Source organism: Marinomonas shanghaiensis (assembly GCF_003259175.1).
GTDB classification, from domain to species: Bacteria; Pseudomonadota; Gammaproteobacteria; order Pseudomonadales; family Marinomonadaceae; genus Marinomonas; species Marinomonas shanghaiensis.
The window spans coordinates 1-23,852 of the sequence record NZ_QGOK01000014.1 but is presented as its reverse complement, the minus strand read 5'-3'; the positions used below and the strand labels follow the sequence as shown (position 1 = coordinate 23,852).

The following is a 23,852-nucleotide window of genomic DNA, read 5'->3' as shown; positions in this document are numbered from 1 at the left end:
GTTTATAAATTGCCAGAACCCATTAATTATCACCGCTTAACGCAGCCAGCTGTTCTGCTTGGAATTCATTGACCAATGGGTTAATTAACGAATCTAAATCGCCCGCTACAATTTCATCCAGCTTGTATAAAGTTAAGTTGATACGATGATCCGTAACACGCCCTTGAGGGTAGTTGTAGGTTCGAATACGCTCCGAACGATCACCGGTTCCCACTAAAGATTTACGCGTTTCCGATTGCTCACTCGCGGCTTTCTCTTGCTCTGCCGCAAGCAATCGAGACGCTAGGAGAGACATCGCTTTAGCACGGTTTTTATGTTGAGAGCGTTCTTCTTGACACTCGACCACCACACCGGTTGGTATGTGCGTCAAACGAATAGCAGAATCGGTTTTGTTAACGTGCTGACCACCCGCACCAGAGGCACGAAAGGTATCAATTCGAAGGTCCGATTTGTTGATAATAATGTCATCCACTTCGTCCATCTCAGGCATGACCGCTACCGTACAAGCAGAGGTATGAATGCGGCCCTGTGATTCCGTTGCTGGAACACGCTGTACTCGATGAGCACCCGATTCAAATTTCAACTTTGAATAAGCCCCATCACCAACGATTCGAGCAATCACCTCTTTGTAACCGCCATGTTCACCATCACTGGCACTGACGATTTCAACTTTCCAGCCCTGAGTCTCCGCATAACGCGAATACATGCGGAATAAATCTCCCGAAAAAATAGACGCCTCGTCACCGCCTGTGCCAGCACGAACCTCCAAGAATACGTTTCGCGAATCATTTGGGTCTTTTGGCAAAAGCAGTTTTTGCAAAACCAATTGCAAAGCTTCTTTTTGCGCCTGTCCGGCTTTGTATTCTTCAACGCCCATTTCTTTTATATCGGGATCGGAATCGGTCATCATCAATTCGGCTTCAGCAATATTTTCATCAATTTGCTGAAACTCATTGAAACACTTTACCACTGGCTCAAGTTCCGCATATTCTTTAGAGTAAGCACGAAACAGGTCCTGATCCATAATGACTTCTGCCACGCCTAATAGCGCTGACAGTTCGTCATAACGATCGGATAAACTCTCTAACTTTAACTTAATGGATTCTTTCATTTTTTAGTTGTCTTTTTCTTCGTAGATGCCCAATACATTTGAGGCGATGGTTAATGCGTGTTGATCGGCCTCTGCGCCAGCATCGCGCAAATAGCGCGTCGGAGCATGAATGAGCTTATTCATTAAACCATGAGCGAGTTTATTCAGTACCTGCTCTGGCGACTGTCCCATCTCAAGACCCTTGAGTGCTTTTTCTAATTCGGTATTTTTTATGGCTTCCGCGGATTGTCTAAAATTAACAATCAAATCAGAGACTTTTCGGGATTCCACTACTCGTCGGTACGAATCCACACCTTCTTCAATCATTTGTTCTGCGGCTTTGGCAGCATCTTGCCTTGCTCTGACGTTTTCTTCAATCACTGAATGAAGATCATCCACCGTATAAAGATAGGCGTCGTTCACCTCTTCGACTTCGGGCTCAATATCGCGAGGTACCGCAATATCAATGAGCAACATAGGTGAATGTCGGCGTTTTGAGGTAGCACGCTCAACCATCCCCTTACCTATAATAGGCAATTGACTCGCGGTGGAGGAAATAACAATATCTGCTTGCGACAGATAGTCCCCTATCTCACCCAGCATAATGGCTTCCGCATTAAGTTCATTGGCTAAAATCTGAGCGCGCGCTAAGGTACGATTAGCCACTATGATACGTTTAATGCCATTTTCTTTCAGGTGTCTGGCAACCAGCTCAATGGTTTGCCCCGCCCCAATCAATAAGGCCGTACTGTTCCTAATGTCGGCAAAAATTCGCTGTGCCAAACTAACAGCGGCAAACGCAATAGACACAGGGTTTTCACCGATCGCCGTATCCGTTCGCACTCGTTTAGCAACGGAAAAAGTGCGTTGAAATAACGATTCCAACTCTGGACCAATACAAGCCCCTTCTTGCGATACGGCATACGCCGATTTTACTTGACCAAGAATCTGCGGTTCGCCAAGAATAAGCGAATCAAGGCCTGAAGCGACGCGCATAATGTGACGTACGCTGTCATCAGCAGCGTGTGTATAGCAATATTGTTGCAACTCTGGCAAAGCAATACCGTGATAATCACTGAGCCATGCGATGACATCGTCGACTTTAGTAAAATCTTCAACGGAGCAATAAAGCTCTGTTCGATTGCAGGTCGACACAATAACGGCTTCATTGGCTCTCTTCTCAGCGATCAGAGAAGACAAGGCGTCGATCATTTTTTCAGGCGCAAAAGCCACACGCTCGCGTATCGATACGGGCGCGGTTTTATGATTGACACCTACAGTAATTAGCGGCATTAAAGGCTCTTCTCAAATATCGAGATTTAAGGTAATGACAGGAGCATCCATTGCCCTAACATGACTTCTTTACATAAAGAAGACACATTATACGAGAAATTCACTTTTTTGCGCACCCCATATAAGCAATAAAAGTAATAGGATTAGTTTATAGTTATGACTGACATAACGAGCCGCTAGCGATACCATAAGGGTTATATGAATTTAGCATCGAGAAAATACATGCCTTCTGTTTTAGGCCATACACACACAACATCGTACTCAAAAAGGCTCTTTACTTTATTAGCGCTTATTGGACTCCCATTTCTAAGCGCTTGCAGTCATAACGGTGCCATACAACAAAACTCTTTGCCACTCGGCACGCAACTTACCGATGGCGAAAAAAACGCTGACAACGGCAAAATTAAAGAATTGCTAAGTGCCGAATTTATGTTGCAACGGGAAGGCCCAAACAAAGCCTTTGAGCCCTTTTATGAACTTGCTAACCAATCCGGCGACATCGCGCTGATCGAAAGGCTCACCTATATTGCGGTCGTTTCGCAAAATGATCTTAATGTAGAAAGAAGTGCGAACTTATGGCTCTCTAAAGTTCCTACTGCAGAAGCCGCCTACGCATTAAAGCTACAAGTTCTGGTCAAAAACAATCGCGCAGAAGAGGTCACGACGCTTCTAATGAATGCCATGAGATATAAAGTTTCGTTGCGTTTTTTGCCTATTTATCTTGAAGACCATGTTCGTGACAATGACCAAGTAAGCACCATTGAAGCTGCCATAGCAGAACTGCCACCAGAAACAAAAAACAACCAATACGTGCAGTTAAGTCATGCGCACATACTACTACTCTCTGGTGAGTATGAATCCGCTATCGAGACCGCTGAGCGATTATTGATACGTGTCAACAGTGAAAAGTCCGAAGCCCTTTATTTGATATTGGCATTTAGTCAAAAGAACCTAGGACAAGTAGGTGACGCGGTTAAGACATTAGAAGCGGCCACTCTGCGCTTTCCACAAAATAGCCGAATATTAGTGCCTTTAATGGATTTTCTTGTAGACAACAACCAGACCAAGCGTGCGGTCGACACCTTCCTACAAGCAAATTTAGACACGCCAGAGAAGTTGCAAGTTGGCATCAACCTGATGCGTACTTTGCTTGAATATGAGAAACCACAATTGGCTCTAAATATTGCCAACGACCTTCCCAAAGGACAACTCGGCTTATCTGATCAAATTGAGTTTTTAAGAGCCATTGCCCTTGCTCAGCTGGGCAAAAAATCACAAGCCATAAAGGTTATGGAAAGGGTCGAGGGAACCTTGCGCACCAATGCCACCAGCCAAATAGCATTATGGCTCTATGAAGAAGGCAAAGAAGACAGCATTAATGCCATGGTCTTAAACCGCACACATCGAGAAGACATTCCTGAGCAAATTGCGGCCATCAGTCAAATTCATGAAGAAAATGGGAACGCTCGTTTATCCTATGAATTGCTTAGCGAAGCACTCACCGAGTTCCCGGACTCTGACGCCTTACGCTATCAAAAAGCCTTATTAGCCGATACACTTGGATACTGGTCCATCACAGAAAACGAACTGCAAGTACTTTTGCAAAAAGACCCTGAAAACCCACAGTATCTTAATGCGTTAGGGTACACACTACTCGTGCGTACACAACGCCTTGACGAAGCCATGGGGTATATAGAATCGGCTTACGAAAAAGCCGACAGCGATCCTGCTATTATTGACAGCCTAGGCTGGGGATTTTTCCTAAAAGGCGAATTTGAGCAATCTTCTTATTATTTAAAAAAAGCATGGTCTATCTTACCTGATGCTGAAATCGCCGCACACTATGGTGAATCATTATGGAAACAGCGACATTACAAAGAAGCCCTTGAGGTTTGGAAAAGCGCTTTAGAAACATCGCCAGACACCCCCCTTTTACTCGACACTATTAAACGACTTTCACCGTCGTTGCTTGAAGAATCAAAATAGGATACAGCATCATGAACTATCGCTTACTCAGCCTTTTCGCTCTTGCCACTATTATCAGCGCCTGTAGTTCTAGACCAACAGGACCGACAACACCGCCACCGGATAATGTCAATGCCATCTCAAAATGGGAAACATCCGGTAGAGTGGGCATACGCACTCAAGAAGACGCTGTATCAGGTAATTTCAACTGGCAAAAAGACCCAAAGACCTTTGCACTCAGCATTGTTGGCCCCTTTGGCCAGGGTGCAACCAAGCTAGACCAAAACCAAGACGGGATGGTTACCTTAGCTTATGAGGACACCATTGTAACGGGCAACAACCCTGCTGCTTTATTACAACAAGAGTTAGGCTGGGAGTTTCCTGTTGAACAAGTAACCTACTGGATTAGAGGTCTCGCTGCGCCCAATTCACCGTCGCGTATATCTCAAGACCCAATTAGCAAATTGCCTAACACGATCGAACAGGACGGCTGGCTAATCACCTATAATAATTTTACCAAAGTTGACGGTTTATCCTTACCACAGAGAATGCAGGTGTCAAACCCGCCTTTCCGAGTCAATTTAATTATTAATCAATGGACTATTCAGTAATCAAGATGCAACTACCTTCTCCAGCAAAATTAAATTTATTTTTACACATTACGGGACGACGAGAAGACGGCTACCACGAACTGCAAACCTTGTTTCAGTTTATTGATTTATGTGACACCCTCGACTTCTCGCTCACACACAATAATACAATCACCATTTCGCCCACGATCGAGCAATTGCCCACTGAAGATAATCTTATTTATAAAGCGGCAAAATTGCTGACGCCATTCAAGCAAGATTCCGCTTTCGGTGTGGATATTATGCTCACAAAACAATTACCTATGGGAGGCGGAATCGGAGGCGGCAGCTCTAACGCAGCCACCACTCTGTTAGCTTTAAATGTGCTTTGGGAATGTCACTTATCCTTAGAAAAACTGGCGCAGCTTAGCGTTAAACTAGGGGCAGATATTCCAGTATTCGTTATGGGGTTTGCCGCCTTCGCCGAAGGAGTGGGTGAGAAGCTACAAAAAGTCGAGCTAGACACACCCTATTTTTTACTTCTTAAGCCCAATGTTCATGTCTCAACTGGTCAAATTTTTACCGATAAATATTTGACAAGAGACACCCCTCCCCTCAGAATATCGCACGCCTTGAAGCTGGGTGGGCATAATGATTGCTTAGACGTGGTATTACAGCACTATCCTGAAGTGAATGAAGCGTATTTATGGTTGAAAAATCATGGCGATGCGAAGCTAACAGGAACGGGGGCTTGCCTGTTTTTAGCATTCGATAATATACACGATGCTGAGCGAGTAAAATCGTCTACGCCGCCAAAATGGCAAAGTTGGGTTTGCCGTGGCTGTAACACTTCGCCAACACACGATGCATTAAACCAGTGGATTAAGCAAAATAGGAGCTAGTGTGCCTGTATAAACACACTTTCCCCGGCCAGTTTTCCTTGGTCAACCAATAGTCATCGCTACAAAATACAAAGGGTATATACAGTGTCCAAGTTGATGGTTTTTACCGGTAATGCAAATCCTGAACTCGCTCGTAGGGTAGTTCGCCGCCTAGGGCTACCTATCGGCAACGCAACCGTAGGTAAATTTAGCGACGGTGAGATTACGGTCGAGATCAACGAAAACGTTCGAGGTAAAGACGTTTTTATTATTCAATCGACCTGTGCCCCTAGCAATGACAATTTAATGGAACTGATCGTGATGGCCGATGCTTTACGCCGTGCCTCAGCGACTCGTGTAACCGCGGTTATTCCATATTTTGGGTATGCCCGCCAAGATCGTCGTGTGCGTTCTGCACGTGTGCCGATTACCGCAAAAGTGGTTGCCGATATGATATCCGCAGTAGGCATCAACCGTGTATTAACAGTGGATCTGCACGCAGACCAAATACAAGGCTTTTTCGATATCCCTGTCGATAACGTCTACGCAACACCCTTGCTGCTCGATGATTTGCAACGTCAAGGACATGAAAATATTACTGTTGTGTCACCTGATGTCGGTGGCGTTGTTCGTGCTCGTGCTTTTGCAAAATTACTGGATGATGCAGACTTAGCCATCATCGACAAGCGTCGCCCTCGTGCTAACGAAGCCCAGATCATGCACTTGATTGGTGACGTAGCAGGCAAAACATGCGTTCTAGTAGATGACATGTGCGATACTGGCGGAACACTGTGTGCCGCGGCGAAAGCCCTAAAAGAACACGGAGCGGCTAAAGTGCTTGCTTACTGCACTCACCCAGTACTGTCTGGCAAAGCCATTGAAAATATCAAAAATTCCGTGCTTGATGAGTTGGTCGTGACTGATACCATCCCATTGACACAAGAGGCGCTTAACTGCCCTCAAATACGCCAATTGTCGATGTCTGACATTATGGCTGAGGCTGTTCGTCGCGTATGCAACGAAGAGTCCATCAGTGCCATGTTTGGGGCCTAAACCAAACACTAACGCTCGGAACGGGTCGCATTTCTGGGCACAAACTTTATTAATTATTAGGAAAATACCATGTCATTATCTATTAATGCCGCAGCACGTACTCAAGAAGGTAAAGGTGCGAGCCGCCGCCTTCGTAACGAAGGCCTAGTGCCAGCTGTTATTTATGGCGGTGATACTGCTCCAGTATCTATCTCTTTCAAAGACAACGAACTACTTAAAGCCGTTGCTACTCCTGGCTTCTTGACTGGCCTAGTTGAAGTAACTGTTGAAGGTAAAACGGAACAAGTTCTTGTGAAAGCACTACAACGCCACCCATCAAGCGGCGCCGTAATGCACATGGACCTTCAGCGCGCTCAAGCTGACAAAGTAATCACTACTCGCGTGCCTTTAAGCTTCATCAATGCGGCACAAAGTGAAGGTGTTAAGAGCCAAGGTGGTCGTTTGACTATCGAATCTAAATTGGCTGAAGTACGTTGCTTGCCAGCAAATCTTCCTGAAGTATTGGTTGTTGACGTGATCAAAGGCCAACTTGATCAAATCTTCCACTTGTCTGATGTTATCCTTCCAGAAGGCGTAGAGCTTGTATCTTTGCTTAAAGGCGAAGACCACGACCAACCTATCGCTCGTATCGGTAAGTCTAAACGTTAAGATCATTGAAGGCAGTATTGTGGCAGGTTTCAGATTATTAGTCGGCTTGGGAAACCCAGGCAGCGAGTACGAGAATACTCGCCACAATGCAGGCGCTCAGTGGATTGAGGCATTGGCTCGTCAGAGTCAATGCGCTCTTCGCGTAGAAAAAAAGTTTTTCGGCCAATTTGGCAAAGTTTATATAGCTGGTGAAGAGTGTTACCTTCTCATTCCTACCACCTATATGAATTTGAGTGGCAAAGCGGTTCAAGCCGTGTGTCAATTCTACAAAATCCCTCCCGAAGAAATCCTTGTTGTTCACGATGAACTTGATATCCCCCCTGGCACAGTTAAATTAAAACAAGGCGGTGGACATGGTGGGCACAACGGACTAAAAGATATTATTGCAAAGCTGGCAAACAATAGAGAATTTGGCCGTCTAAGAATTGGCATAGGGCATCCTGGCCATGCAAGCCAAGTTGCTAATTATGTTTTAAAAAAAGCAGCGCCAGACGACTACGCAAAAATAGAACAAACAATTGACGAATCATTACGCTATGTTGATGACATTGTATGCGGTAAATTAAATGCCGTGATGAATCAGCTTCATAGCTTCAAAGCATAATCATTTAATTATTAGGAATCTCACTATGGGTTTTAATTGCGGCATCGTTGGGCTACCTAACGTTGGTAAATCGACTCTATTTAATGCATTAACCAAAGCAGGTATTGGCGCAGAAAACTTTCCATTCTGTACTATTGAGCCAAACGCTGGCGTCGTTGCTATGCCAGACCCACGCTTAGACGCGTTAGCCGAAATAGTGAAACCAGAACGTGTACTGGCAACCACGATGGAGTTTGTTGATATTGCAGGCCTAGTAGAAGGCGCATCAAAAGGCGAAGGCCTAGGCAACAAGTTCCTCGCGAACATTCGTGAAACCGATGCCATTGCTCACGTGGTTCGCTGCTTTGAAGATGATAATGTTATTCACGTGTCTAACCACGTCAACCCAAAACTAGACATTGAAGTCATTAACCTTGAGTTGATTTTTGCGGACATCGAATCCATTGATAAGCAACTTTTCCGCACTGCCAAAAACGCGAAAAGCGGCAACAAAGATGCCATTGCTCATAAAGCCTTCCTTGAACGCATCAAAGAGCATTTAGAAAACGGCTTGCCCGTTCGCGCTATGGACATGTCAGATGATGAGAAAAAAGAAGTCCGTTTGCTTCATCTACTCACCACGAAGCCAACCATGTACATTGCCAACGTGGCTGAAGATGGCTTCGAAAACAACCCACATCTTGATCAAGTACGTGCGATTGCTGAAGCAGAAGGCGCCATGGTCGTCCCTATCTGCAACCAACTTGAAGCGGAAATTTCTGAACTCGATGCGGAAGAGATGCAAGAGTTTCTCGATGAAATGGGCATGGAAGAGCCAGGACTGGATCGAGTTATTCGCGCTGGCTATGAATTACTGGGCCTTCAGACCTACTTTACAGCAGGTGTTAAAGAAGTTCGTGCTTGGACCATCAAAAAAGGAGCAACGGGGCCACAAGCCGCAGGTGTGATCCACACAGACTTTGAAAAAGGTTTCATCCGTGCTGAAGTGATCAGTTACAATGATTTCATTCAATACAAGGGTGAAAGTGGCGCTAAAGAAGCAGGAAAATGGCGCTTAGAAGGAAAAGATTACGTTGTAAAAGACGGCGATGTGATGCATTTCCGCTTTAATGTTTAAGAGATATTAAAACATTTTAAGAAAAAAGACTTGACCCATTAACAAGTTATATGAATAATATCGCGCCACAGAGGCAGTCGATCATTTTATGTAAACTGTTTTTTTGTTAGTCTGTTGGGGTATCGCCAAGCGGTAAGGCAACGGGTTTTGATCCCGTCATGCGTTGGTTCGAATCCAGCTACCCCAGCCAACAGACAAACGGCTATATAGCTCAGTTGGTTAGAGCACATCACTCATAATGATGGGGTCACTAGTTCGAATCTAGTTATAGCCACCATAATTCGACATGTTGGGGTATCGCCAAGCGGTAAGGCAACGGGTTTTGATCCCGTCATGCGTTGGTTCGAATCCAGCTACCCCAGCCATCGATATATGTTCTACTCTGCGTTAATAAATTGTTAGGCTATGTAGCTCAGTTGGTTAGAGCACATCACTCATAATGATGGGGTCACTAGTTCGAATCTAGTCATAGCCACCACAATTCAAGATATTGGGGTATCGCCAAGCGGTAAGGCAACGGGTTTTGATCCCGTCATGCGTTGGTTCGAATCCAGCTACCCCAGCCATCTAATGTAAATATCTTATACATTACTTCACATATTCCCCTTATTTCATTGGTTTTTGTCCATCTTCAACTTATAATCAGACAAAATTTACTTTACTTGATGATATATGGACGCTAATTATGAAATCAGCACTTTTACTTTCGACTGCTTTGCTCGCAAGCGCTGCCCACGCTGATGTACTTGGTTTAACTGCGGAAGCAGGCTCTTACATCACTAACGATGGCGAAGATTTCAATACTTACTACGGTGTTGCATTAGAACACCCTATTCCACTTATTCCTAATTTTCGCATCCAGCACCAAGATCTAGAAGGCAAGTTTGGTAGTGCTAATACTAAAATTGATACTTCTTATAATGACTACACGCTTTACTACGAATTCTTAGATGGCCTTTTATGGTTAGATCTAGATGCTGGTCTTACACTACGCAGTATCGATGGCTCTATTGGTTCAGTGGATGTGAGCGACTCTTACCCACTTGGCTACCTATCAGCTTATGTGACGTTTCCAGGCACCAGCCTATCGGTTGGCGGTGAATTAAAAAGTGGTGGCGGTAGCGATGCGAGCATCACAGACACCACTTTCAAAGTAAAATATCAGCCATTTTACTTCACTGGTATCGAAGCTGGCTACCGTAAGGTCAGTGAAGATATTGATGACATCGACAGCTCAAGTTTTGATGTAGAGTTTACAGGTGTGTTCATTGGCGCTTTCGTGGATTTCTAAGCACCCATTTTAAAAGCGAATCTCCAAAAAACGAAAAGCCCGCTAATTACTTTAGCGGGCTTTTCTGTCTTATAGGAACCTAAAACCTAGGAAACTAACTGACTTTTGAGAAGGTAATTTCACCATTAAAGACATCTGCCACAATCCGATCTCCAGTCACAAAGTGCCCTGCTAACAATTCATTTGCTAAAGGGTTTTCGATCCATCGCTGTATCGCGCGTTTTAATGGCCGAGCTCCATATACAGGGTCATAACCTATCTCAACCAATTGGTCCGCCGCTGCATCCGTTAGTACTAAAGACATGCCCATTTCAGCCAATCGCTCATTCAAATGAGAAAGTTGAACCGTCGCAATGCCTTTAATTTGAGACTTCATCAAAGGATGGAACACAACGGCTTCATCAATGCGGTTAATAAACTCTGGTCGAAAATGCATACCAACCACTTCCATCACTTTGGCTTTAATTTCTTCATATTGATCCGCTGATTGATACTCTTGGATCAAATCCGAAGCCAAATTAGAGGTCATAACAATAACGGTATTTTTAAAGTCTACCGTGCGGCCCTGACCATCCGTTAAGCGACCATCGTCCAATACTTGGAGAAGAATGTTAAACACATCAGGATGCGCTTTTTCCACCTCATCAAGTAGCAATACCGAGTAAGGACGACGTCTTACGGCTTCCGTCAAATACCCCCCTTCCTCATACCCAACATAACCCGGTGGCGCCCCAATCAAACGAGCAACAGAGTGCTTCTCCATAAACTCAGACATGTCGATACGCACCATCGCTTGCTCGGTATCAAACAAAAACTTAGCCAATGACTTACAAAGCTCGGTTTTACCCACACCAGTAGGGCCTAGGAAAAGAAAAGAGCCGTTTGGTCTGTTAGGGTCAGCTAACCCTGATCGAGAGCGACGAACCGCGTTAGAGACCGCTGAGACTGCCTCATTCTGTCCCATCACCGATTCATGGAGCGCCTCTTCCATTCGTAATAACTTGTCTCGCTCTCCCTCCAGCATCTTATCAACAGGGATTCCAGTCCATCGAGAAACCACGGTTGCGATCTCTTCCTCGGTAACCCGTCGCTTCAATAGACGCGTCGCGGTATTTTCTTCGGCTTGACTGGCCTTTTCTATCTCTGTCTCAAGCATAGGTATCACACCGTACTGCAATTCAGACATTTTGGCTAAATTACCATTACGACGCGCCTCTTCCATTTCATGACGAACCGACTCTAAATCCTCTTTAAGTTTTTGCGCACCTTGAACCGCAGCTTTTTCGGCATTCCAGATTTCTTCTAGATCCGAAAACTGCTTCTGCAACATGTCAATTTCACTGTCCAATTCATCCAGTCTGAGCTTGGAAGCCTTGTCTTTTTCTTTCTTCAGCGCTTCTTTTTCAATTTTTAGTTGAATCAAGCGACGCTCTAGACGATCCATATCTTCAGGCTTGGAGTCCATCTCCATACGAATACGGCTGGCCGCTTCATCAATCAAATCGATCGCTTTGTCTGGTAATTGACGGTCGGTAATGTAGCGCTGAGAGAGCTTGGCGGCAGCAATAATGGCCGAATCGGTAATATCGACACCGTGATGAACTTCGTAGCGCTCCTTCAAACCACGCAAAATAGCAACAGAATCGAGCACGCTAGGCTCCTCCACCAGCACTTTTTGAAAGCGTCGCTCTAGGGCGGCATCTTTCTCAATGTATTGACGGTACTCATTCAGTGTTGTCGCCCCAACACAATGCAATTCACCACGCGCAAGGGCAGGTTTGAGCATATTACCCGCATCCATAGAACCTTCGGATTTACCCGCGCCAACCATGGTATGAATTTCATCAATGAATAAAATAATCTGCCCTTCCTGTTTAGACAGCTCATTTAACAAGGCTTTAAGACGCTCTTCAAACTCGCCTCGATACTTCGCGCCAGCAATCAACGCGCCCATATCAAGCGATAACACACGCTTATTCTTTAATCCTTCAGGCACTTCACCGTTTATAATACGTTGAGCAAGACCTTCCACAATGGCTGTTTTGCCCACTCCAGGCTCGCCAATCAGAACAGGGTTATTCTTGCGGCGACGTTGTAAAACCTGAATCGTGCGACGTATTTCGTCGTCCCTGCCGATCACCGGATCCAGCTTACCTTGTGCCGCCCTTGCGGTGAGATCAACGGTGTATTTATCCAATGCTTGGCGGCTCTCCTCCGCATTTGGGTCATTCACGGATTCCCCACCACGCACCTGATCAATCACCGCAGCAATATCATTTTTTGTTACGCCTGTGGTTTTGAGTGCTTTTGCTAAATCATCCTTGCCATCAAACATCGCCATCAAAACCAATTCAGAAGAAATATATTGGTCTTTGCGCTTTTGTGCTTCTTTATCGGCAAGGTTTAACAAACGCCCCAACTCTGGCGACATTTGAACATTGCCATCATGATCTTTTACTGTCGCCAATCTAGCCAAAAGATCATTTAAGCCCTCACGAAACTTAGCAACCTGAACCCCCGCTTGCTGCAAAATAGGTCGAGTACTGCCACCTTGCTGATCAAGCAACGCCATCATCAAGTGCAAAGACTCGATATAAGAATGATCGTGGCCAAGCGCGATTGACTGCGCATCAGAAAGGGCAAGCTGTAATTTACTGGTTAAACGATCGATTCGCATGGGAACCTCCTTACCAAAAAAGATAAAACAATGACGCTTCCCAGTTAATAAGTGCGGTTAATCACTTTTCAATAGAGGAGTGTCATTTTTTTGACACCCGTCAATAAAGCACAGATTATTAACCTTCCAACCAAATAACAGACGCCATACGCCCTGTTTTTCCGTCACGGCGATAGGAATAAAAACGGTCTTTGTCCGTCAAGGTACAATACTCACCACCAGAGATATCAACCACGCCTTTGACCATGAGTCGTTGTCTTGCTAACAAATATAAATCCCCAAGCCATTTCCCCTTCTCTGTCGCCACAAAGGCCAACTGCGCCTCTTGCTGCTCAGCAATAAATGCCTCACGTACGTCATCACCCACTTCAAATGCGTTCGGGCCAATGGCTGGACCTAACCACACTAAGACATTTTCTGGCTCATCGAACTGCTCTAAGGTTGACTCTAAAATGCCCGCGCATAAACCGCGCCAGCCAGCATGAGCAACCGCTACTTTTGTACCCGCTTTGTCACAAAAAAAGACTGGCAGACAATCGGCCGTTAAAACCGCACACACCTGATCCTCCTGCTCTGTCACCGCCGCATCACCACTGCCAGGCAAATCACGACAAGGCAAGCACACCACATCAGTGCCGTGGATTTGATTGAGCCATTGCACAGAAGGCGGCATGCCAATCGCATCCGCAAACAAACGGCGATTTTCAGTCACATGATTCATGTCGTCACCCACATGAGCTCCGAGATTAAGCTCATTAAATGGAACGCCACTTACGCCGCCCAAACGAGTCGACACATAAGCCCGCACCGAAGGGGGCGCTGGCCAATTTGGACAAATGAAAGAATCACTATGAGACACCATTAAAATCTCCAAAATCGCTTTTTAAAGCATTATCGTTTCAATAAAAAGGCAGCCGAAGCTGCCTTTTTATTGTCGTATCTTTTTAAAAATACTCAGAATCGTTACTACCAGATTCCACTGTATCTTTTCGCAATGCATCTAACAGTTTTTTCATATCATCGGGTAAATCAATTTCCCATTCCATCCATTTCCCGGTAATGGGATGAGCAAGCTCAAGCTTTTTAGCATGCAAAGCTTGGCGACGAAAGTGTCTCAACTCATCTTGTAATTCTGGGGAACAAGCCTTTGGCATTTTTAGACGACCACCATATTGAGGATCACCTACCAATGGATACTGAATAAATGCCATGTGCACACGAATTTGATGGGTGCGACCCGTTTCCAGCTTCAAACGAATATGAGTGTGATTTTTAAAACGCTCCACCAAGCGATAATGGGTAACGGCCTCTTTACCGTTAACGGGCTCTACGGCTTGTTTTTGACGATTGTGCGGATGACGACCAATTGGTTGATCAACCACGCCACCACCTGTCATAACGCCAATCGAAACGGCCTCGTACTCACGTCCCATACTGCGTTCTTGCAACTGCATCACCAGATCCGTCTGCGCGGCCAAAGTCTTAGCAACAACCATCAATCCGGTGGTTTCTTTATCTAAACGATGCACAATACCAGCGCGAGGAAGGTGAGCCGTCTCAGGAGCATGATGAAGAATCGCGTTCATCAAGGTGCCATCACGATTCCCCACCGCGGGATGCACTACCAATCCCGCAGGCTTATTGATAATCATAATGTCGTCATCTTCATAAACAACGTCTAGCGCCATTTCTTGCGCTTCATGCTCTTCTTGGGCTTCGATCACTATGTCTAGTGATACCTGCTCACCACCAAATAATTTTTCTTTTGGTTTCGTAACTTTGCCGTCAACCTTTAAGGCACCTTCTTTAATCCAGCTCTGGATTCGTGAACGAGAATAGTCACTAAACAGCTCTGTTGCGATCTGATCAAATCGATTACCACCCAAATCGAAAGGAACTTGGGCTTCTTTTACTATGCGCTCTGCCATACAATGTACTTTAGTCTGTTGTTTTCAGCTCATTAAATTTATCATAGAGTCTGAAAGTGAAAAAACGTGTAGCGCCTTGCACTTCATCATCTTTCGCAATTTAACGCTACAAAATGCCGATTGAGGCTAATCTACTACCATATCAAGGTTTTGATTATACATGGGATTTCATCACTCGTTGCTCCGATTCTCTGGAATAGTTAGTTTTTCTTTATTAATTGTGGCCTGTTCTAGCAAACAGGTACAAGAGCCAGACCTGCCTGAACGCGTTTATTATGATAAAGCGCAGCAGGCGTTGAAGGAAAATCTACCGTCCACCGCAATAAAACATCTGAAAGACTTAGATTCACGCTACCCCTTTGGCGAATTCAGCACACGTGCAGAATTGGATCTCATTTATGCCCAAATGGAAGCAAGCGACTTCATTGCTGCTCACGCTACGGCGGAACGCTTCATCAAAAATCATCCTGAGCATGACTCGGTTGATTATGCGTATTATATGCGTGCCTTATCCACGTATAAGGGCGCTGAAAGTCTTATGTCTCGCTACTTAAACTTAGACCCAAGTGAAAGAGATTCCAAGGAACTGTCTAAGGCATTCAACGAATTGGCGGACTTTACCGCTCGCTTTCCTAACAGTGCCTACGCCGCAGACGGAAAGGCACGTATGTACTATCTGCGCGAAATGGTGGCTCGCCACGAGTTACAAGTGGCTCGCTATTACTTAAAAAGAAAAGCGCCTCTCTCAGCCTTACGCCGCAGCCAAGAGGTCATTCAGAATTACCCAAGCACACAATCGGTAGAAGAGGCGTTAGCCATCAGCGTTCAGTCTTATAATGATCTGCAAAAAAATGATCTAGCTGAAACCAATTTTGCCGTGTTAAAGCAAAATTTCCCCAACTCTTCCTATGTCGACAAGCAAGGTCAATTCATCCCACTGAAACAACCTAGCGATGCGGACCCTGGTTTCCTATACTGGGTAACATTTGGTCTAATAGATTAAAGCTTGCTCATCACTATGCGGGGAAAGGCACCTCTGCCTGCCCCGCTTCCCAAGCAGAATACTTAGCCATAACAACGGATTGAAAGCGTGTCGAACTCACAAAGTAAGCAAGCCAGCTTTTTAGATTATTATACTGAGAATCATCAAACCAATTTTGGTTTACGGCTGCAAACTGACGAACAAATGGAAAAATCATAACATCGGGCAACGTTTCCTTTTCGCCAAACAAAAAACGCTGTGTTTTTAAGCGACTTTCCAGTCTTTGCAAGAATACTTCGCCTTTTGAACGATAATACATTTCCGAAAACTCAGGGTACCTATCCGCATATTTATAACGATCTAACCAATATTTGAAAAAGTGGTCGTTATAGGTAACCCAAGCCATCATATTATTTCTTCGCTGAGTTTGTGATGGCCACAGCTGCTTCGACTGGTACTTATGGCTGGATTTCAATAGTGCCCAGAAAACAATATCTATGCTCTCAGGGTATCTCGTGCCATCAATATCAACGAGCTGAGGCACAGTAGATCGCCCTCCTAACGACAAAAGCGCATCCGGTTTTGCCTTTAAAATCACTTCTCTTAGATGTACAGACACCTCAAGCAAAGCAACAACATACCGAGCTCTAATAGCATAGGGACAGCGACGAAACGAGTACAACACTGGTAACAAAACACACTCCTATTGTAAAAAATAGACATAAAAAAACCATGCTTACTATTAACACCTTACACAACATAAGCTATTAAACGCATGGTTTTTTAGTCAATCAAAACGTCACCTAAACTGGTGTAACATTCTCCGCTTGAGGACCCTTTTGACCTTGAGTCACTTCAAATGTCACTTTCTGACCTTCTTGTAATGTACGACGACCATTACCATTTATAGAACGAAAATGAACAAAAACATCAGGTCCACCGTCACGCGCAATGAACCCAAATCCTTTCTCGTCATTAAACCATTTAACAATACCCGATACTAATTGACCTGACATAACAACCTCATATTATTTTTCGTTGTTCTTAATGAACCGTCTTTTAATCAAGCTTAAATAAGCAAGAACGTAATATTAAGTATATTAATCTGTATTAACGTCAATAACATACTTGTAAATATAATATGTCCTAGACAATAAAATAGAAAGCAGATGAAAAACAAGTATTGTTAAAAAAAAGTAATACTCTTTACTACTAACCACAACAGAGGATGATTTATGTTTAAACAGCAAAAAGCCCCCTCAACACCCCATAACAGTGCATAAAAAACCAAAACCAAAATAAAGCACCAAAAAAAAGCAAGAGTGGAACATTTATTGCTTAACCAAAGAATAAACGGATTTTAAGCAAATAAAACAGACAATAAAGCCCAAAAATAGGGCGAAAAAACAAACAAAACAAACCACTTTGGTGCAAAAAAACCATTAGGAGCGATCCGTGACACCCACAAATAGTGCAGTAGAAATGCTAGTATCTAGCTCAAACACCCTCTTTATCTTACTCGGCGCCATCATGGTTTTTGCCATGCACGCTGGATTTGCTTTTCTAGAAGTCGGTACCGTCCGCCATAAAAACCAAGTTAACGCCTTAGTCAAAATCATGACCGATTTCGCGGTCTCCGCTCTTGTCTATTTTTTTATCGGGTATCAAATAGCTTACGGGGTCAATTTTTTTGACAGCGCTGCCGTATTGTCCCAAGAACATGGCTACAGCTTGGTAAAATTTTTCTTCTTAATGACTTTTGCCGCTGCGATTCCCGCCATTATCTCCGGCGGCGTTGCAGAGCGAGCCAAATTTTATCCCATGCTGGTTTCTGCCGCGATTATTGTAGGCATCGCCTACCCACTCTTTGAGGGGGTTGTATGGAATGGAAATTTTGGTATCCAAGACTGGCTCGAAACAAAATTTGGCGCACCTTTTCATGATTTTGCTGGATCAGTGGTAGTGCATGCATTTGGCGGCTGGGTCGCCTTAGCCGCCATTTTGCTACTCGGTACTCGTAAAGGACGCTTTCGAAATGACAAGCTTGTTGCTTTTGCACCGTCAAACATTCCTTTTTTAGCTCTAGGTGCTTGGATCTTATGCATAGGTTGGTTTGGCTTTAACGTCATGTCCGCTCAAACCCTAGAGGGCATCAGCGGCCTAGTCGCGGTGAACTCTTTAATGGCAATGGTGGGAGGCATCATCGCGGCTATGTTATTTGGAAAAAACGATCCAGGTTTTATCCATAACGGTCCATTAGCAGGTTTGGTCGCTATCTGCGCAGGTTCTGACATCATGCACCCTATTGGCGCCTTGGCAACAGGAGCCATTGCCGGAGCAATCTTCACCATCCTATTTACCATCATTCAACAGAAATTCAAACATACCGACGATGTACTCGGTGTTTGGCCATTGCATGGTGTCTGTGGGGCCTGGGGAGGCATCGCCGCCGGCATCTTTGGTTCCGAAGCCCTTGGTGGGCTAGGTGGGGTCAGTCTTGCCTCACAGCTCATAGGCAGCCTTGGAGGCATTCTAGTCGCCACCCTGAGTGGCTTCGTTGTATACGGAGCCGTAAAAGCAGTGAGTGGTTTAAGACTAAGTGAGGAAGACGAATTTAACGGCGCGGATTTGGCCATCCATAAAATAGGCTCTATTGGTAAAGAATAACGTCTCTGACATTCATAAAAGCCTAATGCCATACTAAAAAAGTGGCGTTGGGCTTTTTTATTTTCCAGTTCTGTTCGGGAACGGTATAATCCCGAAACGTATGCATCATCTTAGAGGCAAGAAGCCAAGATGAAAGCAACCACCTCTAAAACACATTTCATTCAATACCCTATCAATAAGCGTGCAATACAGACAGGCGCTTAACTCACTCAACTGAAGCAAAAATAGACATGAAGATTTGGCTACTGACACACAGCGAAGAACTCAAAAAACCCTCTGGAACAGGAAAAATAGTAAAAGACGTACTCGAAAGCGAGAGTGACATTATCGTGTGGTCAAGAGTCAATCCAAGCGAGGCAATATTAGCCCTCTCGCCCAACAACACCCTGCTAGTATATCCGTGTGAAAGTGAGCAACAGAGATCTTTAATTAGCCTAACACCAGCCATCGACAACATTATTATTATTGATGGCACCTGGCAGCAAGCTAAGAAAATATATAATCAATCGCCTTATTTAAAAACATTTCCGCACTACGAAATTCAAGGCGTAAAATCTTTATATAAAAAGCGGCGAAATCAAAAAAACATAGGCCTATGCACTGCTGAGGTTGCCATTCACCTATTAACAGAATACAAACACCCAGCAGCATCTAGTCTATTAGAAAAATTTACTGAGTTTAACCAGTGACACTTATTGTTATGTCCCCTAAACCTGCAACCCAAGCTTGCATAGTGTCACCCACAATGACAGCACCCACATTCTCGGGCGTACCTGTCATAATTAAGTCCCCTGGGCGCAATTCGAAGACCTCTGATAATTTGCAGATCACTTCTTCAATCGACCAAGTTAAATGAGTAATGTGGCTAATTTGCTTAATATCACCGTTTACCTTCAAGCCAATTTCTGCCTTTGAAATATCAGTAGAAAGCAAATCGCTTTTTAAAACGATAGGACTTATTGGAGCAGACTCGTCAAAAGACTTCCCAACTTCCCACGGGCGCCCTTTCAGCTTTGCCTGAGCTTGTAAATCCCGTCGCGTCATATCCAATCCAACGGCATACCCTAAAATCGCCTCACTGGCCTGTGGCATGGTTAAATGGCGTCCGCCTTTTCCAATAGCGACAACGAGTTCAACCTCATACTCAAACCGAGAACTGGCCATGGGATAAGCAATAGGCGTAACGCCAGAAAAAGCGGTCGGCACGACACAAGAGGCGTCTTTCATAAAAAAGAACGGCGGATCTCTTTCAGGATCATCCCCCATCTCTTTAGCATGCTCCGCATAATTACGACCAACACAATAAACACGCCCCACAGGAAACAACGCCTCATGTCCCACTATAGGTAAAAATACTCGCTTTTGCTCTGGTACAATATGCTTCACAGAAACCTCAATATACAGTTTGATACAGACTAAAAATGCCCTGATTTGAGCCAAATAAAACAATCAGACTCAACACGCCAATGACTCAATGAAAACTTAGGCTCTCGCAACCAACTTTCCGAAGAAATAAGCACATCGTCGTAATAGGCCTGACCCGATATCATAAATAACTCAACCGAGTCAGATAAGTCTAATTCACCCAATATATCCTCACCATTTTGAATACGAACAAGCCACACTCGCTCATCACCAAACTGATAAAGAGGCAATATTTCGGAAACCTTAGAAAACCAAATATCAGGTGTATTTATGTACACTTGATTAAGATCAGAAACTTGGAACTGATGCAATTTCACCAGCAAGAGACAACCATCAACACTGTGTGGCGCATGACTACTACCAGGCGGGTTCCTAAAATAACTGCCCGCCTTGAAATCGCCTTTTTCGTCGGAAAAAACACCTTGTAACACAAGAATCTCTTCTCCTAAAGGGTGTGGATGAGGCCGAAACACCGAACCTGGATCATAACGAACTATGCTAGTCGCATGTCCGCGTTCTGCCTCTTCTCTGGCTAATGGCTTTCTATGAACACCAGACATAGGACTGGCCACCCAATTAACCCTATCTGTTTCAATAAACACCGTTTGAGCAAAGTTCATATTAAGCATGGTAAATCGCCACGAAATAAATGAAACATAAGTGTAAGGGTTTGGTCAAATAACAATCAAGTTATTCATTTATGCATTGCGGCATAAACACAAGGCAAAAAAAAGCACCAGATGTTGCCATCTGATGCTAAAAAATGTTCCAACAATCCGCCTACAAGAGAGATATATGGAACCTTGAATGATCGTACTTAACGTAAGGCTCCTACCTTATTGAGCAGTAGGAGCCTTAGAGTAAATAAAATCGTCTATAAGAAGATCTTAGAAACCGTAGTAAACACCAACCGCTGTTTGAGTGTCAGTATCGCTGTTGGTAGCATTTTCGAACTTACCAACTTCACCAAATACGTAGATATTTGACGCAAGGCTGTAAGTCACACCAGCAGCGTATTCGTTGAAGTCATCAGAGCCAGCAGCGTCAGGATCAACATTCTGGTAAGAAGCGTACACATCACCAGCGCCGTAACCGTAACGAGCCGCTAAACCAAGAATATCTTGAGTATCTTCAGTTGTTTCGTATTTTGCGGTAACAGACAAGTTTTCCAAAGGAGTCACTGTGATAGCTAGGCCTGTAGTCGCTTCCGCATCAGCAGTGTTAGCGCGGGAATCGTAACCCAATGCAGCAGACACGATGCCAGTAGAGTACTTAACAACCATCATAGAAGATGATTTGTCACCATTCGCGTTTGTATTAGTGTTGGTTTCGCTAGCTTCACCTTTCACTTGCACAGCTGCTTGCACTTCAAAGCCATTTACTGAAGGTGAGAAATAAGCAATGGTATCGCCTTCAGACGTTTTTGCTGCATTTGTAAAGCCTAGGTATTCATACTGATCAACAGCATCTTGAATAGCATTGTTGTAATTGGTATCAAAAGTACCAATTTGCACTTTACCAAAGTTACCTTGTAAACCAACAAAAGCTTGGTCTAAGTCAGCTTTGTTCTCGCCTGAACTACCTTCTTTTTGATCAGCATCAAATTCAATTTCGTACTTGAAGAAAGCGGTCAAATCATCATTGATTTTAGTCTCGCCTTTCAAACCAATAGTAGAACCATTATCTTCAAAGTTACCACCAGCATCTTTATCAGCGTATGCGTACTGGATGTTACCGTAAACATCTACTGTAGAGCCTTCAGCAGCATAAGCAGAGACAGACGCAAGAGCTGCACTTGATACAGCAATAGCAATAATCGATTTTTTCATTCTCGTTTCCCTTTTAAATGTTTGTACGCTTTTTCTTGTAGGCGCTTGATATGTGCAAGCAACAGTCAAACAATCTAAACTTTCCACAGAAATAGACAACCTTATGCAAGCTAATTGCATTAAGTATCCGCTATACGTGCTTTTTTTGTGAAATATTACATATAAAAAGGATTTACTATCATTTTTTTAACAAAGAAAATAAAAAAATCAATAAATAACAATAACTTATAAAAAGTCCGCAGATAAAATGTGCACTCACAAAAACACACTGGCACATTGATTCGAAAATTTTTCGTCAATAAAGGAAGCCAAACTCGTTTTAAGAGAAAATTAAGAAGAATAAGAAGCGAAAAAATAAAGACAAAGAGGGCTAAAAAACCCTCTTAGAGGAAGAAAAATGCTGTTACCACATCAAATCATCGGGTATTTTGAAATCGGCATAGGGGTCGTCATCAACACTTTCAACACGATTATTACAAACAAGTACGTAAGAAGCATCACGCTCATTAATCTTGACAGCCACAGGCTCAGGCACAATTTCGTACTGCTGATCCAGCTTAACAATCGCCAAACGGCCTCTACTTAAATCGTCATGCATGGTTTGGCTAATATATATCTGCTTTACTTTTTTACTGTCTGTAAAATGGTAGGCAATATCACCATCTTCTTTACGAACACGATTCTGTTGTATCATTTGCCTAATCTGTCCCTGAACAGCCTTATGATCGGCAAGCTTTTGGCGCTCTAAATTTAATGCCCGATCTTTCTCCGCCTTCTCCAACCTTTGCTGTTTTAAAGCTTCCTGCCGCTCACTATCGTCTGTGGCAACCATCTTCCCTTTTTTAATTTTTTGCTTTTGCTGAAGCGTCTCAGCTTTTAATTTTTTCACTTTCTTTTTATCAACGAGCCCAACACCCAATAACTGCTCTTGCAATGACTTAACAGCCATAAAACGTCACCTCACGTTTATAAAATCAATCGTTCAAATCAATATTGCATTTAAAAACCCAGCCTACAAAAACAAAAAAAGCGACTTAAAAGTCGCTTTTTAGCATTCGCACTGCTGAGTATATCCTCAGCAACGTTACCTTATAAAGGTGTAACGTTTTGAGCTTCTGGGCCTTTTTTGCCTTGAGCTACTTGGAATTCAACTTTTTGGCCTTCAGCCAAAGTTTTGAAACCAGAAGTGTTGATTGCAGAGAAATGAACAAAAACATCAGGACCAGAATCCTGAGTGATGAAACCGAAACCTTTAGTTTCGTTGAAAAATTTTACTGTACCAGTTACTACGTCAGACATGTCTGTTTATCCTGTAGGTTAAGTTAATTTATACGCAAGCGTAAATCGCTTACGTTATAGTGCTAAAAAAACTCGGTATTACTTATGACTTAACAGGACCGAACATACATGACGTAATATTCGCAACTCTGGACATAAATATTGCCAACTCTTTTAAACGAAACTGATTGTAGTCCGCTTTGAGCCGCTGGGTCAATCAAGTTTTGAACAATTTTTAATAAAACCGCACTTTAAAAACAGTTATTTCCCAGGAGAAACATCTATCTCATTGTATTTTATAGCTTTATCATCATAAAACGATGAAAAATAAATATTACTTAATATCTAACTTCTTACAACAACCTCTAAAGAAGCACCTAAATAAAAGGCAATCGACTGCATTGCTGATCTTAGTATTAGGTGTTGAACGTGTGAAAGGGACACAAGCCAAGACCTACTGAACCTGAACCAAACTGTAGGTCGGCCTTTAGGCCGTCAAAGAGCATTAAGCCTTTGCAACCCTCTGACGCGCTAAAGCTGCGACCTACAAAAACC

Annotated in this window: 23 protein-coding genes and 5 tRNA genes; 16 read left to right on the top strand and 12 right to left on the bottom strand. The window is 43.7% G+C overall.

Going from position 1 to position 23,852, the window contains the following annotated elements; translation table 11 throughout:
* Positions 1 to 22 precede the first annotated feature (22 nt).
* Positions 23 to 1,111: a peptide chain release factor 1 gene (prfA, locus tag DKT73_RS12080; RefSeq protein ID WP_111608960.1), complete on the bottom strand. Its 1,089-nt coding sequence runs from the start codon at positions 1,109 to 1,111 to the stop codon at positions 23 to 25.
* Positions 1,112 to 1,114: 3 nt separating this feature from the next.
* Positions 1,115 to 2,383 carry a glutamyl-tRNA reductase gene (hemA, locus tag DKT73_RS12075; RefSeq protein WP_111638810.1) on the bottom strand — a complete coding sequence of 423 codons (1,269 nt, stop codon included), beginning with the start codon at positions 2,381 to 2,383 and terminating at the stop codon, positions 1,115 to 1,117.
* 198 nt (positions 2,384 to 2,581) lie between these two features.
* On the opposite strand from hemA, the gene DKT73_RS12070 reads away from it, so the two are divergent.
* The 13 genes from DKT73_RS12070 (at position 2,582) to DKT73_RS12010 (ending at position 10,511) form a co-directional block, all read left to right on the top strand.
* Complete coding sequence (locus tag DKT73_RS12070; protein WP_111638809.1) at positions 2,582 to 4,369, top strand: tetratricopeptide repeat protein; 1,788 nt, start codon at positions 2,582 to 2,584, stop codon at positions 4,367 to 4,369.
* A gap of 11 nt (positions 4,370 to 4,380) precedes the next feature.
* Entirely contained in the window at positions 4,381 to 4,959 is a 579-nt protein-coding gene (gene lolB / locus DKT73_RS12065; RefSeq protein WP_111638808.1) for a lipoprotein insertase outer membrane protein LolB, read from the top strand.
* 5 nt (positions 4,960 to 4,964) lie between these two features.
* Positions 4,965 to 5,819 carry a 4-(cytidine 5'-diphospho)-2-C-methyl-D-erythritol kinase gene (ispE, locus tag DKT73_RS12060; RefSeq protein WP_408631193.1) on the top strand — a complete coding sequence of 285 codons (855 nt, stop codon included), beginning with the start codon at positions 4,965 to 4,967 and terminating at the stop codon, positions 5,817 to 5,819.
* Between the two features lie 84 nt (positions 5,820 to 5,903).
* Complete coding sequence (locus tag DKT73_RS12055) at positions 5,904 to 6,851, top strand: ribose-phosphate diphosphokinase (RefSeq protein WP_072842118.1); 948 nt, start codon at positions 5,904 to 5,906, stop codon at positions 6,849 to 6,851.
* Positions 6,852 to 6,920: 69 nt separating this feature from the next.
* The gene (locus DKT73_RS12050; RefSeq protein WP_111608966.1) at positions 6,921 to 7,499 is read left to right on the top strand and encodes a 50S ribosomal protein L25/general stress protein Ctc; all 579 of its coding nucleotides are present in this window, start codon (positions 6,921 to 6,923) and stop codon (positions 7,497 to 7,499) included.
* A gap of 19 nt (positions 7,500 to 7,518) precedes the next feature.
* Positions 7,519 to 8,103 (top strand): aminoacyl-tRNA hydrolase, encoded by a 585-nt coding sequence (pth, locus tag DKT73_RS12045; protein WP_111638806.1) that lies wholly within the window; start codon positions 7,519 to 7,521, stop codon positions 8,101 to 8,103.
* A 25-nt stretch (positions 8,104 to 8,128) separates the two neighbouring features.
* Positions 8,129 to 9,220 carry a redox-regulated ATPase YchF gene (gene ychF, locus DKT73_RS12040; RefSeq protein ID WP_111638805.1) on the top strand — a complete coding sequence of 364 codons (1,092 nt, stop codon included), beginning with the start codon at positions 8,129 to 8,131 and terminating at the stop codon, positions 9,218 to 9,220.
* Positions 9,221 to 9,335: 115 nt separating this feature from the next.
* A tRNA-Gln gene (locus tag DKT73_RS12035) sits at positions 9,336 to 9,410 on the top strand.
* Positions 9,411 to 9,420: 10 nt separating this feature from the next.
* Positions 9,421 to 9,497: transfer RNA gene (locus tag DKT73_RS12030), tRNA-Met, on the top strand.
* A gap of 13 nt (positions 9,498 to 9,510) precedes the next feature.
* A tRNA-Gln gene (locus DKT73_RS12025) sits at positions 9,511 to 9,585 on the top strand.
* A gap of 36 nt (positions 9,586 to 9,621) precedes the next feature.
* Positions 9,622 to 9,698 (top strand) — tRNA-Met (locus DKT73_RS12020).
* A gap of 13 nt (positions 9,699 to 9,711) precedes the next feature.
* A tRNA-Gln gene (locus DKT73_RS12015) sits at positions 9,712 to 9,786 on the top strand.
* Between the two features lie 119 nt (positions 9,787 to 9,905).
* Positions 9,906 to 10,511, top strand: coding sequence for a TIGR04219 family outer membrane beta-barrel protein (locus tag DKT73_RS12010; protein ID WP_111638804.1), 606 nt, complete (start codon positions 9,906 to 9,908; stop codon positions 10,509 to 10,511).
* A gap of 94 nt (positions 10,512 to 10,605) precedes the next feature.
* Here DKT73_RS12010 and clpB read toward each other — a convergent pair whose 3' ends face one another.
* The 3 genes from clpB to rluD form a co-directional block, all read right to left on the bottom strand.
* Positions 10,606 to 13,188 (bottom strand): ATP-dependent chaperone ClpB, encoded by a 2,583-nt coding sequence (clpB, locus tag DKT73_RS12005; protein WP_111638803.1) that lies wholly within the window; start codon positions 13,186 to 13,188, stop codon positions 10,606 to 10,608.
* Positions 13,189 to 13,306: 118 nt separating this feature from the next.
* Positions 13,307 to 14,050: a peptidoglycan editing factor PgeF gene (gene pgeF, locus DKT73_RS12000; protein ID WP_111638802.1), complete on the bottom strand. Its 744-nt coding sequence runs from the start codon at positions 14,048 to 14,050 to the stop codon at positions 13,307 to 13,309.
* A gap of 82 nt (positions 14,051 to 14,132) precedes the next feature.
* The gene (rluD, locus tag DKT73_RS11995) at positions 14,133 to 15,116 is read right to left on the bottom strand and encodes a 23S rRNA pseudouridine(1911/1915/1917) synthase RluD (protein WP_111638801.1); all 984 of its coding nucleotides are present in this window, start codon (positions 15,114 to 15,116) and stop codon (positions 14,133 to 14,135) included.
* Positions 15,117 to 15,276: 160 nt separating this feature from the next.
* Here rluD and DKT73_RS11990 point away from each other — a divergent pair, with 160 nt between their 5' ends.
* A complete protein-coding gene (locus tag DKT73_RS11990) occupies positions 15,277 to 16,119 on the top strand; it encodes an outer membrane protein assembly factor BamD (protein WP_111638800.1) in 843 nt (280 codons plus the stop codon).
* Between the two features lie 13 nt (positions 16,120 to 16,132).
* Here the strand turns inward: DKT73_RS11990 and DKT73_RS11985 are convergent, their stop codons facing one another.
* Both DKT73_RS11985 and DKT73_RS11980 read right to left on the bottom strand, forming a co-directional pair.
* Positions 16,133 to 16,783, bottom strand: coding sequence for a glutathione S-transferase (locus tag DKT73_RS11985; protein WP_232827865.1), 651 nt, complete (start codon positions 16,781 to 16,783; stop codon positions 16,133 to 16,135).
* Positions 16,784 to 16,901: 118 nt separating this feature from the next.
* Positions 16,902 to 17,114, bottom strand: coding sequence for a cold-shock protein (locus DKT73_RS11980; RefSeq protein WP_111638798.1), 213 nt, complete (start codon positions 17,112 to 17,114; stop codon positions 16,902 to 16,904).
* A 439-nt stretch (positions 17,115 to 17,553) separates the two neighbouring features.
* Between DKT73_RS11980 and DKT73_RS11975 the strand changes: the two genes are divergently transcribed.
* Together DKT73_RS11975 and DKT73_RS11970 are read left to right on the top strand one after the other, a co-directional pair.
* Positions 17,554 to 18,765 carry an ammonium transporter gene (locus DKT73_RS11975; protein WP_111638797.1) on the top strand — a complete coding sequence of 404 codons (1,212 nt, stop codon included), beginning with the start codon at positions 17,554 to 17,556 and terminating at the stop codon, positions 18,763 to 18,765.
* Positions 18,766 to 18,995: 230 nt separating this feature from the next.
* Positions 18,996 to 19,454, top strand: coding sequence for a DTW domain-containing protein (locus DKT73_RS11970; RefSeq protein WP_111638796.1), 459 nt, complete (start codon positions 18,996 to 18,998; stop codon positions 19,452 to 19,454).
* On the opposite strand, the gene DKT73_RS11965 is transcribed toward DKT73_RS11970, so the two are convergent.
* The 5 genes from DKT73_RS11965 to DKT73_RS11945 form a co-directional block, all read right to left on the bottom strand.
* Positions 19,444 to 20,151 (bottom strand): fumarylacetoacetate hydrolase family protein, encoded by a 708-nt coding sequence (locus tag DKT73_RS11965; RefSeq protein ID WP_111638795.1) that lies wholly within the window; start codon positions 20,149 to 20,151, stop codon positions 19,444 to 19,446. The genes DKT73_RS11970 and DKT73_RS11965 overlap by 11 nt on opposite strands.
* Before the next feature lie 29 nt (positions 20,152 to 20,180).
* Positions 20,181 to 20,819 (bottom strand): cupin domain-containing protein, encoded by a 639-nt coding sequence (locus DKT73_RS11960; protein WP_111638794.1) that lies wholly within the window; start codon positions 20,817 to 20,819, stop codon positions 20,181 to 20,183.
* A gap of 258 nt (positions 20,820 to 21,077) precedes the next feature.
* Entirely contained in the window at positions 21,078 to 22,019 is a 942-nt protein-coding gene (locus tag DKT73_RS11955; RefSeq protein ID WP_111638793.1) for a porin, read from the bottom strand.
* Positions 22,020 to 22,422: 403 nt separating this feature from the next.
* Complete coding sequence (locus DKT73_RS11950; RefSeq protein ID WP_111638792.1) at positions 22,423 to 22,968, bottom strand: DUF2058 domain-containing protein; 546 nt, start codon at positions 22,966 to 22,968, stop codon at positions 22,423 to 22,425.
* Positions 22,969 to 23,108: 140 nt separating this feature from the next.
* Positions 23,109 to 23,318: a cold-shock protein gene (locus DKT73_RS11945; protein ID WP_024024079.1), complete on the bottom strand. Its 210-nt coding sequence runs from the start codon at positions 23,316 to 23,318 to the stop codon at positions 23,109 to 23,111.
* Between the last annotated feature and the right edge of the window lie 534 nt (positions 23,319 to 23,852).

Excerpts from the sequence above, each read along its gene's own strand:
- prfA (WP_111608960.1), bottom strand. The coding sequence starts at position 1,111 with ATGAAAGAATCCATTAAGTTAAAGTTAGAGAGTTTATCCGATCGTTAT.
- hemA (WP_111638810.1), bottom strand. The coding sequence starts at position 2,383 with ATGCCGCTAATTACTGTAGGTGTCAATCATAAAACCGCGCCCGTATCG.
- DKT73_RS12070 (WP_111638809.1), top strand. The coding sequence starts at position 2,582 with ATGAATTTAGCATCGAGAAAATACATGCCTTCTGTTTTAGGCCATACA.
- lolB (WP_111638808.1), top strand. The coding sequence starts at position 4,381 with ATGAACTATCGCTTACTCAGCCTTTTCGCTCTTGCCACTATTATCAGC.
- ispE (WP_408631193.1), top strand. The coding sequence starts at position 4,965 with ATGCAACTACCTTCTCCAGCAAAATTAAATTTATTTTTACACATTACG.
- DKT73_RS12050 (WP_111608966.1), top strand. The coding sequence starts at position 6,921 with ATGTCATTATCTATTAATGCCGCAGCACGTACTCAAGAAGGTAAAGGT.
- ychF (WP_111638805.1), top strand. The coding sequence starts at position 8,129 with ATGGGTTTTAATTGCGGCATCGTTGGGCTACCTAACGTTGGTAAATCG.
- DKT73_RS12010 (WP_111638804.1), top strand. The coding sequence starts at position 9,906 with ATGAAATCAGCACTTTTACTTTCGACTGCTTTGCTCGCAAGCGCTGCC.
- clpB (WP_111638803.1), bottom strand. The coding sequence starts at position 13,188 with ATGCGAATCGATCGTTTAACCAGTAAATTACAGCTTGCCCTTTCTGAT.
- pgeF (WP_111638802.1), bottom strand. The coding sequence starts at position 14,050 with ATGGTGTCTCATAGTGATTCTTTCATTTGTCCAAATTGGCCAGCGCCC.
- rluD (WP_111638801.1), bottom strand. The coding sequence starts at position 15,116 with ATGGCAGAGCGCATAGTAAAAGAAGCCCAAGTTCCTTTCGATTTGGGT.
- DKT73_RS11990 (WP_111638800.1), top strand. The coding sequence starts at position 15,277 with ATGGGATTTCATCACTCGTTGCTCCGATTCTCTGGAATAGTTAGTTTT.
- DKT73_RS11980 (WP_111638798.1), bottom strand. The coding sequence starts at position 17,114 with ATGTCAGGTCAATTAGTATCGGGTATTGTTAAATGGTTTAATGACGAG.
- DKT73_RS11970 (WP_111638796.1), top strand. The coding sequence starts at position 18,996 with ATGAAGATTTGGCTACTGACACACAGCGAAGAACTCAAAAAACCCTCT.
- DKT73_RS11960 (WP_111638794.1), bottom strand. The coding sequence starts at position 20,819 with ATGCTTAATATGAACTTTGCTCAAACGGTGTTTATTGAAACAGATAGG.
- DKT73_RS11955 (WP_111638793.1), bottom strand. The coding sequence starts at position 22,019 with ATGAAAAAATCGATTATTGCTATTGCTGTATCAAGTGCAGCTCTTGCG.
- DKT73_RS11950 (WP_111638792.1), bottom strand. The coding sequence starts at position 22,968 with ATGGCTGTTAAGTCATTGCAAGAGCAGTTATTGGGTGTTGGGCTCGTT.
- DKT73_RS11945 (WP_024024079.1), bottom strand. The coding sequence starts at position 23,318 with ATGTCTGACGTAGTAACTGGTACAGTAAAATTTTTCAACGAAACTAAA.